This is a genomic window from Microlunatus parietis (genome assembly GCF_013407955.1).
In the GTDB taxonomy this organism is placed as follows: Bacteria; Actinomycetota; Actinomycetes; order Propionibacteriales; family Propionibacteriaceae; genus Microlunatus; species Microlunatus parietis.
The window spans coordinates 4,306,955-4,323,419 of the sequence record NZ_JACCBU010000001.1 but is presented as its reverse complement, the minus strand read 5'-3'; the positions used below and the strand labels follow the sequence as shown (position 1 = coordinate 4,323,419).

General features: G+C 70.3%; 12 protein-coding genes. 7 read left to right on the top strand and 5 right to left on the bottom strand.

Annotation, left to right across the window (positions count from 1 at the left end; translation table 11 throughout):
- Positions 1 to 35: 35 nt before the first annotated feature.
- Complete coding sequence (locus BKA15_RS20735; RefSeq protein ID WP_179753943.1) at positions 36 to 1,817, top strand: CDP-glycerol glycerophosphotransferase family protein; 1,782 nt, start codon at positions 36 to 38, stop codon at positions 1,815 to 1,817.
- On the opposite strand, the gene BKA15_RS20730 is transcribed toward BKA15_RS20735, so the two are convergent.
- Complete coding sequence (locus tag BKA15_RS20730; RefSeq protein WP_179753941.1) at positions 1,732 to 2,421, bottom strand: response regulator; 690 nt, start codon at positions 2,419 to 2,421, stop codon at positions 1,732 to 1,734. The two genes, BKA15_RS20735 and BKA15_RS20730, sit on opposite strands and share 86 nt — an antisense overlap.
- The gene (locus BKA15_RS20725) at positions 2,418 to 4,019 is read right to left on the bottom strand and encodes an ATP-binding protein (RefSeq protein WP_218871499.1); all 1,602 of its coding nucleotides are present in this window, start codon (positions 4,017 to 4,019) and stop codon (positions 2,418 to 2,420) included. Before BKA15_RS20725 ends, BKA15_RS20730 begins: the two co-directional genes overlap by 4 nt.
- Before the next feature lie 108 nt (positions 4,020 to 4,127).
- On the opposite strand from BKA15_RS20725, the gene BKA15_RS20720 reads away from it, so the two are divergent.
- The 4 genes from BKA15_RS20720 to BKA15_RS20705 all read left to right on the top strand — a co-directional run bounded on the left by BKA15_RS20720 (position 4,128) and on the right by BKA15_RS20705 (position 8,985).
- The gene (locus BKA15_RS20720; protein WP_179753939.1) at positions 4,128 to 5,507 is read left to right on the top strand and encodes a cation:dicarboxylate symporter family transporter; all 1,380 of its coding nucleotides are present in this window, start codon (positions 4,128 to 4,130) and stop codon (positions 5,505 to 5,507) included.
- Between the two features lie 220 nt (positions 5,508 to 5,727).
- Positions 5,728 to 6,966 (top strand): integrase core domain-containing protein, encoded by a 1,239-nt coding sequence (locus BKA15_RS20715; protein ID WP_179753937.1) that lies wholly within the window; start codon positions 5,728 to 5,730, stop codon positions 6,964 to 6,966.
- Positions 6,963 to 7,211: a hypothetical protein gene (locus BKA15_RS20710; RefSeq protein ID WP_179753172.1), complete on the top strand. Its 249-nt coding sequence runs from the start codon at positions 6,963 to 6,965 to the stop codon at positions 7,209 to 7,211. The genes BKA15_RS20715 and BKA15_RS20710 overlap by 4 nt, the downstream gene beginning before the upstream one ends.
- A gap of 559 nt (positions 7,212 to 7,770) precedes the next feature.
- Positions 7,771 to 8,985, top strand: coding sequence for an Nramp family divalent metal transporter (locus tag BKA15_RS20705; protein WP_179753935.1), 1,215 nt, complete (start codon positions 7,771 to 7,773; stop codon positions 8,983 to 8,985).
- Positions 8,986 to 9,007: 22 nt separating this feature from the next.
- Here the strand turns inward: BKA15_RS20705 and BKA15_RS20700 are convergent, their stop codons facing one another.
- Complete coding sequence (locus BKA15_RS20700) at positions 9,008 to 10,336, bottom strand: dipeptidase (protein WP_179753933.1); 1,329 nt, start codon at positions 10,334 to 10,336, stop codon at positions 9,008 to 9,010.
- 29 nt (positions 10,337 to 10,365) lie between these two features.
- Here BKA15_RS20700 and BKA15_RS20695 point away from each other — a divergent pair, with 29 nt between their 5' ends.
- The gene (locus BKA15_RS20695) at positions 10,366 to 11,583 is read left to right on the top strand and encodes a pyridoxal phosphate-dependent aminotransferase (RefSeq protein ID WP_179753931.1); all 1,218 of its coding nucleotides are present in this window, start codon (positions 10,366 to 10,368) and stop codon (positions 11,581 to 11,583) included.
- On the opposite strand, the gene BKA15_RS20690 is transcribed toward BKA15_RS20695, so the two are convergent.
- Positions 11,584 to 12,423: a helix-turn-helix transcriptional regulator gene (locus tag BKA15_RS20690; protein WP_179753929.1), complete on the bottom strand. Its 840-nt coding sequence runs from the start codon at positions 12,421 to 12,423 to the stop codon at positions 11,584 to 11,586.
- A gap of 55 nt (positions 12,424 to 12,478) precedes the next feature.
- Here BKA15_RS20690 and BKA15_RS20685 point away from each other — a divergent pair, with 55 nt between their 5' ends.
- The gene (locus tag BKA15_RS20685) at positions 12,479 to 14,047 is read left to right on the top strand and encodes an MFS transporter (protein ID WP_179753927.1); all 1,569 of its coding nucleotides are present in this window, start codon (positions 12,479 to 12,481) and stop codon (positions 14,045 to 14,047) included.
- A gap of 124 nt (positions 14,048 to 14,171) precedes the next feature.
- Here the strand turns inward: BKA15_RS20685 and purL are convergent, their stop codons facing one another.
- On the bottom strand, positions 14,172 to 16,445 hold the full coding sequence (purL, locus tag BKA15_RS20680; protein WP_179753925.1) for a phosphoribosylformylglycinamidine synthase subunit PurL: 2,274 nt from the start codon (positions 16,443 to 16,445) through the stop codon (positions 14,172 to 14,174).
- Positions 16,446 to 16,465 lie beyond the last annotated feature (20 nt).

Below are 16,465 nucleotides of genomic sequence, written 5' to 3'. Positions count from 1 at the left end.
GACCGCGCCCGGGTACGAAGGTCTACGCTGACCCGATGATCGCTCTCCGGGCGCGACTCGGGAAGCTTCGTCGCCTCCCGACCGACCCCTTCTGGCACGGCCTGATCAACCTCGGCGCGATCGCCGCCGTCTGTCTGCTGCTGGCCGGCGGCGGCACCGTGCCGGTGATCATCGGCATCGGCTGCGGCCTGATCAGCCTGGTCCTGCTGGTCCGGCGACTACGCCGTCCGCTACTCCGTCCCGCGGGCGCCCGGGCCGAGGTCGCGACGGTCGCGGCTCGGGCCTTGCTGGTCCTGGCGGTCGCCGCCGGTGCCGTACTGCGCCGCCCCGAGGATGCCGGCTGGTGGTATCTGGCGGCCGGCATCGCGATGCTCACGGTGCTCACCGAACCTTCGGTACGGACCCTGCTGGCGGCCCGTGGCCAGCGGACCGTGCAGCTTCCCAGCGCTCCGGCGATCCCCGAGCCGCGGCTGCCGTCCGGGATCCAGGTGCAGGCCTGGCTGGCGGTGATCGTGATCGGCGTGATCCTCGCGGCGGTCGGTGCGCCCGGCTGGGTCTGGCTGGTGGTCGCGCTGCTCGCCGTACCACTGCAGGCCGTGGTCGGGTTCGACGCGCTCCGGGCCCGGCTGGCCGAGCGCCGTGCCGTCGACGGTGTCCCGGCCGCGCTGGCCAAGTATCGGCCCGAGTTCGCGGTCTACTACGCGGCCAGTTCGGGCGTGAAGTACCAGCTGGGCATGTGGCTGCCGTACCTGGAGCGGCTGGGGCGGCCGTACTTCGTGATCACGCGGGATGCGTCGACCGTGCCCGCGATCGCGGAGCTCACCCCGGCGCCGATCCTGGTCCCGGACCCGGCCGACGTGTCCCGCTGCCTGGACCGGATGGTGGTGCCGACGCTGCGGGCCGCGTTCTACGTCCAGGGCAGCCCGGCCAACCAGACGTTCCAGCGGTTCCGCAACCTCACCCACATCTGGCTGAACCACGGCGACTCCGACAAGCCGGCCAACTTCCATCCGCGGCACGCGAGCTACGACCGGCTGTTCGTCGCCGGGAAACTCGCGATCGAGCGGTACGCCACCCACGGCATCACGGTGCCGGAGGAGAAGTTCGTCCTGATCGGCCGGCCTCAGATCGAGCGGATCGCCGTGGCCGACGACGTTCCGCCCGGCGAGCCGCGGACCGTGTTCTACGCGCCGACCTGGCGCGGCGGGAGGGAGAGCACGAACTACTGCTCACTGGCCTGGGGCGCGGAACTCGTCCGGGCCCTGCTCGACCGCGGCGCGATTGTGATCTTCCGGCCGCACCCGCTGAGCCACCGCGATCCCACCGACGCCGGCCGGATCGCCGAGATCCACCGACTGCTCGCCGATGATCATGAACGGTCGGGCCGGCCGCACCGCTGGGGCGCGGCGGCCGAGGTGGAGGCCGAGGTGGCCGACTGCTGCAACGCCGCCGACGCCTTGATCACCGACGTCTCGTCGGTCGCCTCGGACTTCCTGGCCTCCGGCAAGCCGTTCGCCATGATCACGACGAAGCTCGACGCGGACGCCTTCCGGGCCGAGTTCAAGGTCGCCGGAGCCGCGTACGTGATCGGACCGGACCTGGCCGGGCTGGCGCCGAACCTTGATCAACTTCTCGGGCCGGACGAGTTGCGGCAGACCCGGCTCGCCTTCCGGACCCACTGTCTCGGGGAGCGGCTCGGGCCAGACGCGGCCGAGCCGTTCCGGGAGGCGGTCATCGCGATCCTGGACCGGACCAGCGATACTCCACCTCAGGCCGCCCCGGCCCGCCGTAGCGAGAGTCCCGCTCGGCCAGCCTAGCCACGGCCAGATGCTCGAGGTAGCGTCGCGCGGTGACCCGGGAGACACCCACCGCCGCCGCCACCTCGGCCGCCGACGCGGGCCCCTGCCGAAGCAGCGCCGTGACCCGCTCCAGGGTCTCCGGGCTGAGGCCCTTGGGCAGTTCCTCGTGGCCGGGCGGCGGCCGGAGCAGCCCGATCATCGCGTCGAGGCCGGACTGGTTGACCACCTCCGGGCCCGCGGCCAGCTGCTGCCGGTAGGCGGCATAGGACTCGAGCTTGGCCCGGAAACCGGCGAACGTGAACGGTTTCAGCAGGTACGACACCACGCCCTGCGCCACCGCCTGCCGGATCAGGGTGACCTCCCGGGCCGAGGTCACCGCGATCACGTCGCAGGGCCGGCCGGTGCCGCGGACCAGCCGGAGCAGTTCCAGGCCGTGGGTGTCCGGCAGGTTCATGTCGAGCAGGATCAGGTCCAGCCCGGAGTCGGCGTTCAGCACCCGGACCGCCTCGGCCGCCGAATGGGCCACGCCGGCCAAGGCGAAACCGGACAGCCGGCGCAGGTACTCCGCCGCGGCCTCCGCGGCGATCGGCTCGTCCTCGACGACCAGCACCCGGAAGGTCATGATCGGGCACCTTCCGGCGCCGGCTCGACCATGATCACGAACTCGGCACCGCCCAGGTCGCTCCGGCCGACGTCGAGCCGGCCGGACAGCCGCCGGACGGTCTGCACCACCAGGGCCAGGCCGATGCCGCGGCCGTGCGCCCCGGCCGGTTTGCTGGACCAGCCGCGGTCGAACGCGTGCAGCCGGGCGGCGGCACTGAGCCCGGGACCGCTGTCCCCCACCACGATCCGCAACGACTCGCCGCACAGCGTGATCTCGACCCTGACCTGCCGGATCCCGTCCGGCCGCGAGGCCGCGGCGTCCACCGCGTTGTCGATCAGGTTGCCGATCATGGTGATCAGGTCCCGGGACTGGAACCGGTGATCACCGACCACGTCCGCCGCTCCGATGATCAACTCGATGCCGCGCTCAGCGGCCTGTTCGGCCTTGCCGAGCAGCAGCGCCGCGACCACCGGGTCGTCCACCTGCCCGACCACCCGGTCGGTCAGCCGCTGGGCCAGCTCCAGCTCGGCCGTCGCGAACGCGATCGCCTCGTCGGCCCGGCCCATCTCGATCAAGGACACCACCGTGTGCAGCCGGTTCGCCGCCTCGTGGCTCTGCGCCCGCAGCGAATCGGCCATCCCGCGCACCGCGTCCAGTTCGGTCGCGATCGCCTGCAGCTCCGTGTGATCGCGGACCGTGACGACGAACCCGAGACTCCGGCCCTCGATGGTGGTCGGCCTCCGGTTCAGCACCAGCAGCCGGTCGCCGACCAGCTGCACCTCGTCGAGGACCTGATCATCGCCCATCAGGGACTCGGTCAGGGTCTCCGGCAGGCCCAGCTCACCGATCGGGCGGCCGCTGACGTCGCCGGACAGCCCGAACAGGCGCAGCGCCTCGTCGTTGGCCAGCCGGACCCGGCCGGTCCCGTCGAGCAGGATCAGCCCCTCCCGGATCGAGTGCAGCACAGCGTCGTAGTACTCGTACATCCGGCTCAGTTCGGCCGGACCGAGCCCGTGCGTCTGGCGGCGCAGCCGGCGGCCGATCGCGGCCGCGCCGATCACGCCGATCAGCAGCGCAATCCCCATCGCGCCGGCCAGCGCGGGCAGGCTGCGCAGGACGGCGGCGTCGATCCGCGCGATGGTGATCCCGACCGAGACCAGGGCGACGACCCGGTCGTCGGCGGTCACCGGGACGACCGCCCGCATCGACGGCCCGAGCGTGCCGGCATATTGCTCGACGTGGCTGCGGCCCTGCCGGGCCGGTTCGATCGTGCCGAGGAAGCGCTGCCCGATGTTGGCCGGATTCGGATGTGTGTAACGGATCCCGTCCGGAGTCATGATCACGACGAAGTCGGTCTCGGTGTCCCGCCGGACCCTTTCCGCGTACGGCTGCAGGGTCGCCGGCGGGTCCTCGGCGTCGATGGCCCGGACGATCTCCGGCGAATCGGCCACGCTGCGGGCGATCGCGAGCGCGCGGTCGCCGGCCGACTGCTCGGCGTCCAGCCGGGCGTCGACGTACCCGAAACCGGCGGCCAGCCCGATCACCACCAGCGCTGCCGCCAGCTGCAGCACCATGATCTGGCCGGCGACGGTCGGACCCCGTGACCTCGTTGCCACCTGCTCTCCCTTCGGGAAGAACTCTATGTACGAAAGCCCGCCGGGGACGCAGACCTGCCGCACCGTAAGAGCACCGTCCGGAAGAACAGCGTCGTCCGAGGAGTCACCATGTCATCCGTTGGCAGCGAAACCGTAACCCCGCCACCCCTTCCTGGTCCCAGGCGCAAGCGCGACAAGACCCATTTCCTCTATCTCGCGGTGATCGCGGCCGTCCTGCTGGGCATCCTGGTCGGGCTGGTCGCCCCGGACGTCGGCAAGGCCATGAAGCCCCTCGGCGCCGGCTTCGTCGACCTGATCCGGATGATGATCACGCCGGTGATCTTCTGCACCCTGGTGCTCGGCATCGGCTCGGTCCGCAGTGCCGCTCAGGTGGGCCGGGTCGGCAGCATCGCGCTGGTCTACTTCATCGGGATGTCGACGGTCGCGCTGGCGATCGGCCTGCTGGTCGGCAATGTGCTGCATCCCGGCGAGGGACTGCGGCTGTCCGACGAGGTCGCCGAGCAGGGGCAGCAGCAGGCCGAGGGCGGCGAGGAGACCACGGTCGACTTCGTCCTCAACATCATCCCGGACACGCTGTTCTCGGCGCTGACCACCGAGACGGTGCTGCAGACGCTGCTGGTCGCCCTCCTGGTCGGCTTCGCGCTGCAGGCCATGGGCAAGTCCGGTGAGCCGATCCTGCGCGGCATCGGCCACCTGCAGAAGCTGGTCTTCCGGGTGCTGGCGATGATCATGTGGGTCGCCCCAGTCGGTGCCTTCGGCGCGATCGCCGCCGTGGTCGGCGCGACCGGCGTCGACGCGCTGCGCAGTATGGCGGTGATCATGGTCGGGTTCTATGCCACCTGCATCGCCTTCGTCTTCGGCGTCCTCGGCCTGCTGCTGAAGATCTTCACCGGACTCAACATCTTCAAGGTGCTGCGCTATCTGGCCCGGGAGTTCCTGTTGATCGTCTCCACCTCGTCGTCGGAGTCGGCGCTGCCCCGGCTGATCGCGAAGATGGAGCATCTCGGTGTGTCCCGGTCCACCGTCGGCGTGGTGGTGCCGACCGGCTACTCGTTCAACCTCGACGGTACGGCGATCTACCTGACCATGGCATCGCTCTTCATCGCCTCGGCGATGGGCGACCCGCTGCAACTGCCGGAGCAGATCTCGTTGCTGATCTTCATGATGATCGCCTCCAAGGGCGCGGCCGGGGTCACCGGCGCCGGCCTGGCCACGCTGGCCGGCGGCCTGAACTCGCACCGGCCGGACCTGGTCGACGGCGTCGGCCTGATCGTCGGCATCGACCGGTTCATGTCGGAGGCGCGGGCGCTGACCAACTTCGCCGGCAACTCCGTCGCGACGCTGCTGGTCGGCACCTGGACCAGGACGATCGACCGCGACCAGGTGAACCGGGTGCTCGCCGGCCAGGATCCGTTCGACGAGACGACCATGGTCGACGATGATCATGAGCCGGTACGCGAGCCCGCCAAGGAACCCGCGAACGCCTGACTGAATCCACAACGCTCCCTGAGCCCGAATCCGCCGAACCCCGACCGAAGCGGCTGGGCCGAAGTCGCGGCAGTCGCGGCCAGGTGCGGGCGCGCAGCTCGCCGAGCGGACGATCTGACCTCGATTCCGGCGAGGTTTCCCGGTGTCCTGACTTGTGTTCGACCGGACAGTTATGTCTCGGGTTCGTCCGGACAGTTCGGACGAACGCATGCTGGCGTTCATGGCAGACAGGGTGGTCTCGGTGGACATTCGTGTTCAGATCGCGTTCTGGCCCGAGGACGCGCCGCGGGGCGCGGTCTCTCGGTTCTGTGAGCGGCACAAGCTGTCGCGGTCCTGGTTCTACGAACTCCGGGCTCGTGCTCGAGCGGAGGATCCGGCGGCGGCGGTCCAGCCACGTTCGCGGTCGTGGCCGCAGGGGCATCCGCTCGCGGTCGGGCTGGAGATCGAGGAGTTGGCGGTCCGGCTCCGGAAGGAGCTGAGGGATCAGGGCTGTGACTACGGACCGGTCTCGGTCCGGTTCCGGATGGACCGGCTGGGTGTGACGCCGCCGGCCGCGTCGACGCTGGCCCGGATCTTCTCCCGTCGCGGGATGGTGGTCCCGCAACCGCAGAAACGACCGCGGTCGGCGGTGCGACGGTTCGTGTTCGCGCTGGTGCATGAGTGCTGGCAGCTCGACGCGTTCGACTGGGTGCTGGCCGCTGACCGTGCGTGTGTGATCTTCCAGCTCGTGGATGATCATTCCCGGTTCATGATCGCCTCGCTCGCGGCGTGGGGTGAAACGGTGGAGGCGGCGATCCTGGTGGTCGACAGGGGTATCGCTGCGTTCCAGGTGCCGTGTCTGCTGCTCACCGATAACGGCAGCGCGTTGAATCAGACCCGGATCGGCCGGCGGAGCCGTCTGGTTGATCATCTGACCGGACTGGGGTGTCGTCCGATCACCGGCCGGCCGGGGCATCCGCAGACCCAGGGCAAGGACGAACGGGTTCATCAGACCGTGCAACGCTGGCTGAGAGCCCGGCCGAGGGCGACCTCGTTGGCCGAGTTGCAAGCACAGCTGGATCAGTTCGACCGCTACTACAACCACGACCGTGGCCATCAAGCCCTCGGCCTGCGCACACCGGCCGAGGTCATGGCCGCTGGGCCGGTCGCGGTCCCGCCGGTCCCGGCCCCACCGGCACCGGCACCGGCACGGCCGGCACGGTCGAAACAGCCCAGAGTCGCCGCGAACGGCAGCGTGCGGGTCGACGGTGTCCGGATCCAGCTCGGCCGTGAACATGCCAAGACCACCGTCACCACGATCAGCACCGGTCAGACCGTGACGATCTTCGATGGCCGAGGCCGCCACCTCCGGACCCAGGTCCTCGAACCCGGCAAGACCTACTACAGCAACGGACGGCCCCGCGGCGGCCGGCTGCCCCTGCTGATCCACCAACAACGACAACGCAAGGAACAACCATGATCAACAACGATCGTGAACCAGACGCCGCTGAACCAGACGAGACCAAGATCGACCTCCGCGACATCCACGGTCCAGGCTTCACCCAAGATCAATACCGGGCAGCCCTGGAAGCCGGCTACGAAACCGGCTGGTGGGACGACACCGGCCGGCCCGCACCCTGGCCCGACGACTTCCTCGACGAATCCAGCGGCTGGCAACCAGAACACGGCAGCCGCGACGCCACCGAGCGGTCCCAACCCTTCTAGCGGCTTCGGCCCAAACCCGCCACGCTGAAGCTGACCGCGAATCGGCAGGCGCCCGGAGACGAGGTCAAGGCTTGGCCGAAGGCCAACCCGAAGGGCCCCGGCCTTGACCACGACGAGGACGACGCCACCCTCCTCGCAGCTCCCGCGCGGCCCCGACCCTTGACCAACCACACCACCATCTGTCCACACTGACCTCGGACATACTGTCCGGACGAACCCGAGACATGACAGGCGAGGTTTCCCGGTCAAGCAGTCCGCTCGGTGACGCAGGGGCTCCGATCGTGAAGCGACGGGCGTGGTGAGGGGTCGTAGTGCGCGCACGGCCGGGCCGGGCCCGCGATGTCGCGATTTCTCTTCGCATTGGAGTTGTGCAACGTTGCACGGAGCAGTTGCGGTCGATGCCAAGAGAAATCGCGACATCAGGCTCGGGGCACGGTCTGGCTTGGCACGACAGGCTCAGGGCGAGTGGGAGGCCGACCAGCAATGATCGCAATCGGTTGCATCGGATCGCGGTGCACGACAAGCTTGTCCGCAAACCCGCCGTGGACAAGGAATCCCCATGAGCACAGCGCCAGCACCCGCCCGGACCGGACTGCGCGGCCGGCTCGGCCCGGCGTTCATCACCGCCGCCCTGGTCTTCGGGCCCGGCAGCATCACCACGGCGAGTTCGCTGGGCGCCGGGTTCTCGTACCAGCTGGTCTGGGTGCCGGTGATCGCGACGCTGCTGATGCTCTGCTTCGTCGATCTTGCGGTCCGGATCGGGCTGAGCACGGACACCGGCCCGGTGGCCACGATCGAGCGCCGGCTCGGCCGGGTGGTCGCGGCGGGCGTCGGGATCGGCGGATTCCTGGTCACGGCGTCGTTCCAGGCCGGCAACTCCGCCGGCACCGGCGCTGCCGGCTCGGTCCTGTTCGGCGGCGGTACGGCGGTCTTCGCGGCCGTCTTCACGCTGGTGGCGATCGGGTTCCTGTGGCTGCCGTCGTTCTACCGGTATCTCGAGCGCACCATGGTCGTGATCATCCTGGCCATGCTGCTGATCTTCGTGATCACCGCGGTCGTGTCCCGGCCCGATCCGCTGGCGGTGCTGGGCGGGCTGGTGCCGTCGCTGCCCACCGGCTCCTCGGCGCTGGTGGTCGGCGCGACGGCGACCACGTTCTCGGTCGTCGGTGCGCTCTACCAGATCCAGCTGGTCCGCGAGAAGGGCTGGGGCCCGGCGGACTACCGCTCCGCCCGCCGGGACGCCGTCGTCGGCAGCCTGATCCTCGGCGCGCTGTCGCTGGTGATCATGGTCGCCGCGGCCGCGGTGCTGCACCCGGCCGGGGTCAAGGTGACCGCCCCGACCGACATGGCGACGATCCTCACGCCGACCGTCGGGCGGTGGGCCACCGTCCTGTTCGCGCTGGGTCTGTGGGCGGCCGCGTTCTCGTCGCTGATCGGCAACAGCACGATCGGCGGCGGACTGCTGGCCGGCACGTTCAAGATCGACCGCGGCGGGCTGCAGTCGGTGCCGGTCAAGGCGTGCATCACCGCGGTGATGGTCCTCGGCGGCGTGGTCGCGATCACCTTCGGCCGGGTGCCGGTGCAGTTGATCATCACGGCCCAGGCCGTCACCATCCTGGTCGCCCCGCTGATCGGGATCGTGATGCTCGTGCTGGCCCGGCACCGTGATCGCGGCGCGCTGCGGATCGGCCTCCCGCAACTCGTGCTGGCCCTGGTCGGCCTGGCCTTCCTGTTCCTGCTCGCCGCGAACTACGTCCGCAACCTGCTTCCCTGACCCGCCGCCGGGACGGCCTCGATCAGGCGGTCGCCAGCCGCTCCAGGAACAGCGCCTCGGCCAGGCAGGCGGCCCGGAAGTCCCCGAGGTGCAGTGATTCGTCGATCCCGTGCGCCCGGCACTGCGGGTCGCCGACCGCGGTCAGGAAGATCGCCGCCTCCGGGTAGGCGATCGCGAACTCGGCCGCCATCGGGATCGAGCCGCCCTGCCCCACCAGCACCGGCTCGACGCCCCAGGCCTCCGTGATCGCCCCGCCCAGCGCCGCGGCGATCGGGCCCTCGAACGGGATCCGGGACGGACCGCCGAGATCACCGGGCGTGACCGTCACCTGGGCACCCCAGGGCGCGTTGGCGGTCAGGTGCTCGGTCAGGTTGCGGAGGGCCCTCGGCGCGTCGTCGCCGGGGGCCAGCCGCATGCTGATCTTGGCCCGCGCCGTCGCGTGCAGGGTGTTGGACGCCTTGGCCACCGGCGTCGCGTCCAGCGCGATCACCGCGATGGCCGCCTTCTCCCAGAGCCGCTGCCCGACCGATCCCTCGCCGAGAGTCCGTACCGAATCGAGCATGCCGGACTCGGCCCGGAACCGTTCCTCGGGATAGTCGAGGTCGGGGCCGGCACCGGAGACCAGCCCCGGTACGGCGACATTTCCTTGATCATCGTGCAGCGTGGCGAGCAGCCGGCAGAGGGCGGTCAGCGCGTCCGGGGCGACCCCGCCGAACGAGCCGGAGTGGATCGCGTGATCAAGGGTGCGCACCTCGACGACGCAGTCGGCCAGGCCGCGCAACGTCGTGGTCAAGGCGGGCCGGCCGGCCTCCCAGTTCCCCGAGTCGGCGATCACGAACGCGTCCGCGACCAGCGCCTCGCGGTGCGCCGACAGCAGCTTGCCGAGGCCCGGCGACCCGATCTCCTCCTCGCCCTCGATGAACAGCTTCACCCCGACCGGAGGGCGGCCGTCGAAGGCCCGCAGCGCCGCCAGGTGCACGGCCAGGCCGCCCTTGTCGTCCGCCGTGCCGCGGCCGTACAGCCGGCCGTCCCGTTCGGTGGCCTGGAACGGCGGCGTGGTCCACTGCGCCGCGTCGCCCTCGGGCTGCACGTCGTGGTGCGCGTACAGACAGACGGTCGGGGCTCCCGGCGGGGCCGGGAACGACGCGATCACCGCCGGCTGGCTGGCCTCGGTGGCGATCTCCACCGTGGCGGCCCCGGCGTCCCGGATCAGGCCCGCCGCCAGCTCCGCGCTGGCCAGCACCTGGTCGGCGCGGGCCGGGTCGGCGCTCACCGATTCGACCGCGACCAGCCGCTTGAGATCGTCCAGGACTCCGGGCAGCACCCGCTCCACCGCTTCACGTACAGTCATACGGCACACCCTACGAAATGCGAGCAGCCATGCGTCCGATCATCCAGAGCCGCAAGCTTCGCGGAGTCCGCTACGACGTCCGCGGCCCGATCCTCACCGAGGCGGAGCGGCTCGAGGCCGAGGGCCACAAGATCCTCAAGCTCAACATCGGCAACCTGGCCCTGTTCGGCTTCGACGCCCCGGAGGCGATCGTCGCCGACATGGTGCACCACCTGCCGAATTCGCAGGGGTACGGGGATTCCCGCGGGCTCTACTCGGCCCGGACCGCGGTCGCCCACCACTACCAGTCCCGGGGCCTCACCGAGACCACCGTCGGCGACGTGTTCATCGGCAACGGGGTGTCGGAGTTGATCACGATGGTGCTGCAGGCGTTCGTGGACGACGGGAACGAGATCCTGGTGCCGGCCCCGGACTACCCGCTCTGGACCGGTGCGGTGACCCTGGCCGGCGGCACCCCGGTGCACTACCGCTGCGACGAGGAGAACGGCTGGGACCCGGACCTGGCCGACATCGAGTCCAAGATCACCGAGAACACGCACGCGATCGTGATCATCAACCCGAACAACCCGACCGGCGCCGTCTACACCGAGGAGACCGTACGCCAACTGGTCGACATCGCGCGCCGGCACGACCTGGTGATCTTCTCCGACGAGATCTACGAGAAGATCATCTTCGACGACGCCGTACATCACCACACGGCCAAGTTCGCCGGCGACGACGTGCTGTGTCTGACCTTCTCCGGCCTGTCCAAGGCCTACCGGGTCTGCGGCTACCGGGCCGGCTGGGTGATGATCTCCGGTCCGCGCCATCTGGCCGGCGACTTCCTGGAGGGCCTCACCCTGCTGGCCAACATGCGGATGTGCCCGAACGTGCCGGCCCAGCACGCGATCCAGACCGCGCTCGGCGGCTACCAGTCGATCAACGAGTTCATCGAGCCGGGCGGTCGGTTCTACGAGCAGAGCAAGCTCGCCTGGCGGCTGCTGAACGAGATCGACGGGGTCAGCTGCGTCGAGCCGCGCGGCGCCCTCTACTGCTTCCCGAAGCTGGACACCGAACGGTTCGGCATCGACGACGACGAGAAGTTCGTACTGGACCTGCTGCGCGCGAAGAAGCTGCTGGTCACCCACGGCAGCGGCTTCAACTGGCCCGCCCCGGACCACTTCCGGCTGGTCACGTTGCCCGACACCGAGGTGCTCACCGAGGCCATCGAACGGATCGCCGACTTCCTGGACTCGATCCGTCGTTGATCAGGCGGACAGCCCGCCGAGGATCGCCAACGCGTCCGCGGAACTGGCGTCGTCCGGGGTGTAGAACTCCAGCCGGTGGTCCGGGCTGTCCGGCTGCAGCCAGACCTGGTACGTGACGTCCACCGGGCCGACCGTCGGATGCTGCAGCTTCATGGCGCCGACGGTGCAGTCGGCGACCTCCCCGGTCGCCCACAGCGCCGCGAACTCGTCGCTGCCCATGGTGAGCTCGCCGATCAGCTCGGCCAGCCGCGCATCGGTCGGGTAGCGGCCGGCGGTGAGCCGCAAATAGGCCACGTGGATCCGGGCCAGTTCGGCCCAGTTGCGGTGCAGGTCCCGGGTGAGCGGGTCCAGGAAGACCATCCGCGGGATCGACGGGCGATGGCGTGGCGAGGCCGGTGCGTCGAAGTCGAGATGCTCGGCGAACAGCGCGTGGCCGGTGCGGTTCCAGGCCAGCACGTCGCCGCGCCGGCCGAGCAAGATCACCGGAGTCGCGTCGCCGAGGGACTCCAGCAGCGCGAGCGCACGAGGGTGCGGCTGCTCGGGCGGCGGCTCGGCCAGCCCGTGCCGCGCCGTCTGGCGGGCCAGATTGTGCAGATGCAGGGTCTCCACGTCGTCGAGGCGCAGCACCCGGGCCAGCGCGTCGAGCACCTGCGCGGACGCGGTCTCGGCCTGGCCCTGTTCCAGCCGGGTGTAGTAGCCGGCGCTGACTCCGGCCAGCTGGGCCAGCTCCTCCCGCCGCAGCCCGGGCACCCGGCGGGCGGTCCCGTACGTCCGCAGCCCGATCCCGGCCGGCGTGACCCGGTCGCGCCGGCTCTTCAGGAACGCTCCCAGACTCTCCACACCGTCGAGGCTAGCCGCGCCGGGCCGCGCCAGGGTGCACCTGTCGGGTCTACCCATGGCACGGGGATGGCTGTCCGGTGCGGCAGGCCCGAGCGTGGACCTCATGTCGCCACACCTCACTCGCACGGTCCGCTCCGGGCCGCAGCTGCGCGCCGTGCTCGGCCTCCTGATCGTCCTCGGTCCGATCCTGCTCGTCTCGATGGACGGGTCGATCCTGTTCCTGGCCATGCCGCGGATCAGTCAGGCGCTGGCCCCGAGTGCCGACCAGGCGCTCTGGATCCTCGACGGGTACGGGTTCGCGGTCGGGTCGTTGTTGATCACGTTCGGCAACCTCGGCGACCGCTACGGCCGGCTCCGGCTGCTCATGATCGGCGTGACGATCTTCGGCATCGGGTCGGCGGCGGCCGCACTCGCGCCGAGCCCGGAGCTACTGATCGCGGCCCGGGCCCTGATGGGGGTCGCCGGCGCGACGCTGCTGCCGTCCGCGCTGGCCGTGCTGAGCGAGCTGTTCACCGATCCGCGGCAACGGGCCCGGGCCATCGGCGTGTTCGCCGCGACGTTCTCCGCCGGGTTCGCGATCGGTCCCGTGATCGGCGGGGTGTTGCTGGAGCGGTTCTGGTGGGGCTCGGTCTTCTTGATCAATCTCCCCGTGGTCGTCCTGTTCGTGATCTTCGCCCCGGTCCTGCTCCGCGAGGTCCGGTCCACCCGGCCGGGCCGCATCGACCCGCTCAGCGTGATCACCTCCGCCGCCGGCCTGCTGCTCGTGATCTTCGCGATCAAGCACGCCGCGACTGAGGGGGTCTCGGCCGCCGTCATGATCACCGGTCCGGCCGGGATCGCCCTGCTCGCCTGGTTCGGGATCCGGCAGCGCCGACTCGAGACCCCCTTGATCGACTTCTCGCTGTTCCGTGATCGCGTCTTCACCGTCGCGATCGTCACCGGCCTGCTGCCGCTGGCCGCGTGGTCCGCCACGGCGTACCTGTCCGGCGTCTACCTGCAGTCCGTACTGGGAATTCCGGTGCTGCAGGCCGCGCTGCTCGCGCTGCCGGGAGCGGCCGTGCTGATCGCCACCTGCGTCCTCACCCCGCTCGTCGCGGACCGCCTCGGCAAGCGCACCGTGCTGCAGCTGTGCCACTTCACGGTCGCCGCCGGCCTGCTGCTCCTGCTGCCGGCCGCCGCGACCGGCACCGCCGGCCTCAGCTGGTACGTCGCCTCGACCATGATCGCCGGTGTCGGGTACGGCCTCTCGTTCTCCGTCGTCGCCGACACCGCGGTGGGCGCGGTCCCGCCCGAACGGGCCGGCTCGGCCGGGGCGATCGCCGAGACCAGCAACGAGCTCGGCAACGCGCTGGGGATCGCCCTGCTCGGCTCACTCGCCGCGTTCCTGTTCCGGCTGTCCGGGCCCGGCCTGGCCCCGACGCTCGCCGAGACCCTGGAACTCCCCGGCCTGCCCGCCATGATCATCGGCGAGGCGAAGTCCGCGTTCGTCCTCGGGCTGCAAGCGGCCGCCCTAGTTGCCGTACTGCTCCACCTGGCGCTCGGCCTGCTCAGTGCTCGCTGGCTGCCCCGCCCCGACCCGGCGCAAGATCCCGACGGCGGACGTTTCTCATCAATTGAGCGATAACGGCCCCGGCCACCCAGCCTTCCCCGTGCGTCTTCCATCAGCTGATGGACAACGACCCCAAACCCGGCCATGACAGCGTGCGTCATCGCTCAGGTGATGGGAAACGACGCCGGCGGTGGCCGAGTCAGCCGACGGTTGAGGCGACCCCGAGCGCCGCGGGTACGGGAGCGGTCCAGGTCTCCCGGATCCGGTCCAGCGGCAGCGTGAACTGATCTTGGACGACCAGATCACCCGACGCGGTGACCTCGCCGAGCTTGGTTCGCGGGACGCCGTGGGTGGCGCACAGACCGAGGAACTCGGCGCGCGACTCCGGGCGGACCGAGACCAGCACCCGGCCCGAGCTCTCCGAGAACAAGGACACGAACGGTGTCGGCCCGGCCGGCAACTCGACCCGGGCCCCGAGGTTGTGCCGCAATGTCGTCTCCACCAGCGCCTGGGCCAGGCCGCCGTCGGACAGATCGTGCGCGCTGGCCAGGATGCCGCGTCGCGAGCCGGTGATCAACAACTCGGCCAGCCGCCGCTCGTGATCAAGATCGAGCTCCGGCGGCCGGCCGCCGAGATGATCATGGACGACGCTCGCCCAGACCGAACCGGCGAGTTCGTCGGTGGTCCGGCCGAGCAGGAAGATCACGTCGCCGGCCTGCTGGAAGCCGGACGGGGTCCGCTTGGTCACGTCGTCGATCACACCGAGCACGCCGACCACCGGCGTCGGCAGGATCGCCACCTCGCCGGTCTGGTTGTAAAAGCTCACGTTGCCGCCGGTGACCGGCGTGCCGAGCTCGCCGCAGGCGTCGACCAGGCCGCGGATGGCCTCGGAGAACTGCCACATCACGGCGGGTTCCTCGGGCGAGCCGAAGTTCAGGCAGTCGCTCACCGCGACCGGGCGGGCACCCGACACGGCGACGTTGCGGTAGGCCTCGGCGAGCGCCAGTTGTGCGCCCTGGTACGGATCCAGGTAGCAGAACCGGCCGTTGCAGTCGGTCGCCAGCGCGACGCCGAGCCCGGTCTGCTCGTCGATCCTGATCATGCCCGCGTTCTCGGGCTGGGCCAGCACCGAGTTGCCGCGCACGTAGCGGTCGTACTGATCGGTGACCCAGGAACGATCACACAGCGCGGACGAACCGGCCAGCTTCAGCAGCGTGTCGGCCAGCTCCTCGCCGGTCTCCGGCCGAGCAAGATCATCGACGCCGCGGGCCTGCACCTCGTCCTGCCAGGCCGGCCGGGCCAGCGGGCGTTCGTACACCGGTCCCTCGTGCGCGACCGTACGCGGATCGACGTCGACGATGGTCTCGCCGTGCCAGTCGATCACCAGCCGCTTGTCGCCGGTCACCTCGCCGACCACGGTCGCCTGCACGTCCCACTTGGCGCAGATCTCCATGAACCTCTCGACGTCGGCCGGCGCGACGACCGCCATCATCCGTTCCTGGGACTCGCTCATCAGGATCTCTTCCGGCGCCAGCGTCGGGTCCCGCAGCGGCACCAGGTCGAGCTCGACATGCATCCCGCCGTCGCCGGCCGCCGCCAGTTCCGAGGTGGCGCAGGAGATCCCGGCCGCGCCGAAGTCCTGGATGCCGTTGATCACGCCGGCCGCGAACAGCTCCAGCGTGCACTCGATCAGCAGCTTCTCCATGAACGGGTCGCCGACCTGGACACTGGGCCGCTTCGCCGTACTGCCGTCCTCGAAGGATTCCGAGGCCAGGATCGATGCGCCGCCGATGCCGTCGCCGCCGGTCGAGGCGCCGTACAAGATCACCTTGTTGCCGGTCCCGGTGGCGTGCGCCAGGTGCAGGTCCTCGTGCCGCAGCACGCCGACGCACAAAGCGTTGACCAGCGGATTGCCGAGATAGGTGGGATCGAAGGCGACCTCGCCGCCGACGTTGGGCAGGCCGAGGCAGTTGCCGTACTGGCCGACGCCGGCGACCACACCGGGCAGCACCCGCGCGGTGTCCGGGGCGTCCAGCGGGCCGAACCGGAGCGAGTCCATCACGCCGATCGGCCGGGCACCCATCGCCAGGATGTCGCGGACGATGCCGCCGACGCCCGTCGCCGCACCCTGGAACGGCTCCACGTAGCTCGGGTGGTTGTGCGATTCGATCTTGAACGTGACCGCGTAGCCCTGGCCGACGTCGATCACGCCGGCGTTCTCGCCGATCCCGGCCAGCATCTTGCCGACCGGCGTCTCCTGGGTCAGCTCGCCGAACCGGCGCAGGTGCACCTTGGACGACTTGTACGAGCAGTGCTCCGACCACATCACCGAATACATGGCCAGCTCGGCCGAGGTCGGCCGGCGGCCCAGGATCTCCCGGATCCGCTCGTACTCGTCGGCCTTCAGGCCGAGGTCGCCCCAGGGCTGTTTCTGGTCGGGCGTCTTGGTCGCGTTCTCAACGGTGTCGGCCACGTGAACAATTCCTAGGTACG

Bases quoted from the DNA above. Each gene is read 5' to 3' on its own strand.
- BKA15_RS20715 (WP_179753937.1), top strand. From the start codon at position 5,728: ATGGCAGACAGGGTGGTCTCGGTGGACATTCGTGTTCAGATCGCGTTC.
- BKA15_RS20735 (WP_179753943.1), top strand. From the start codon at position 36: ATGATCGCTCTCCGGGCGCGACTCGGGAAGCTTCGTCGCCTCCCGACC.
- BKA15_RS20710 (WP_179753172.1), top strand. From the start codon at position 6,963: ATGATCAACAACGATCGTGAACCAGACGCCGCTGAACCAGACGAGACC.
- BKA15_RS20720 (WP_179753939.1), top strand. From the start codon at position 4,128: ATGTCATCCGTTGGCAGCGAAACCGTAACCCCGCCACCCCTTCCTGGT.
- BKA15_RS20700 (WP_179753933.1), bottom strand. From the start codon at position 10,336: ATGACTGTACGTGAAGCGGTGGAGCGGGTGCTGCCCGGAGTCCTGGAC.
- BKA15_RS20705 (WP_179753935.1), top strand. From the start codon at position 7,771: ATGAGCACAGCGCCAGCACCCGCCCGGACCGGACTGCGCGGCCGGCTC.
- BKA15_RS20685 (WP_179753927.1), top strand. From the start codon at position 12,479: ATGGCACGGGGATGGCTGTCCGGTGCGGCAGGCCCGAGCGTGGACCTC.
- BKA15_RS20695 (WP_179753931.1), top strand. From the start codon at position 10,366: ATGCGTCCGATCATCCAGAGCCGCAAGCTTCGCGGAGTCCGCTACGAC.
- BKA15_RS20730 (WP_179753941.1), bottom strand. From the start codon at position 2,421: ATGACCTTCCGGGTGCTGGTCGTCGAGGACGAGCCGATCGCCGCGGAG.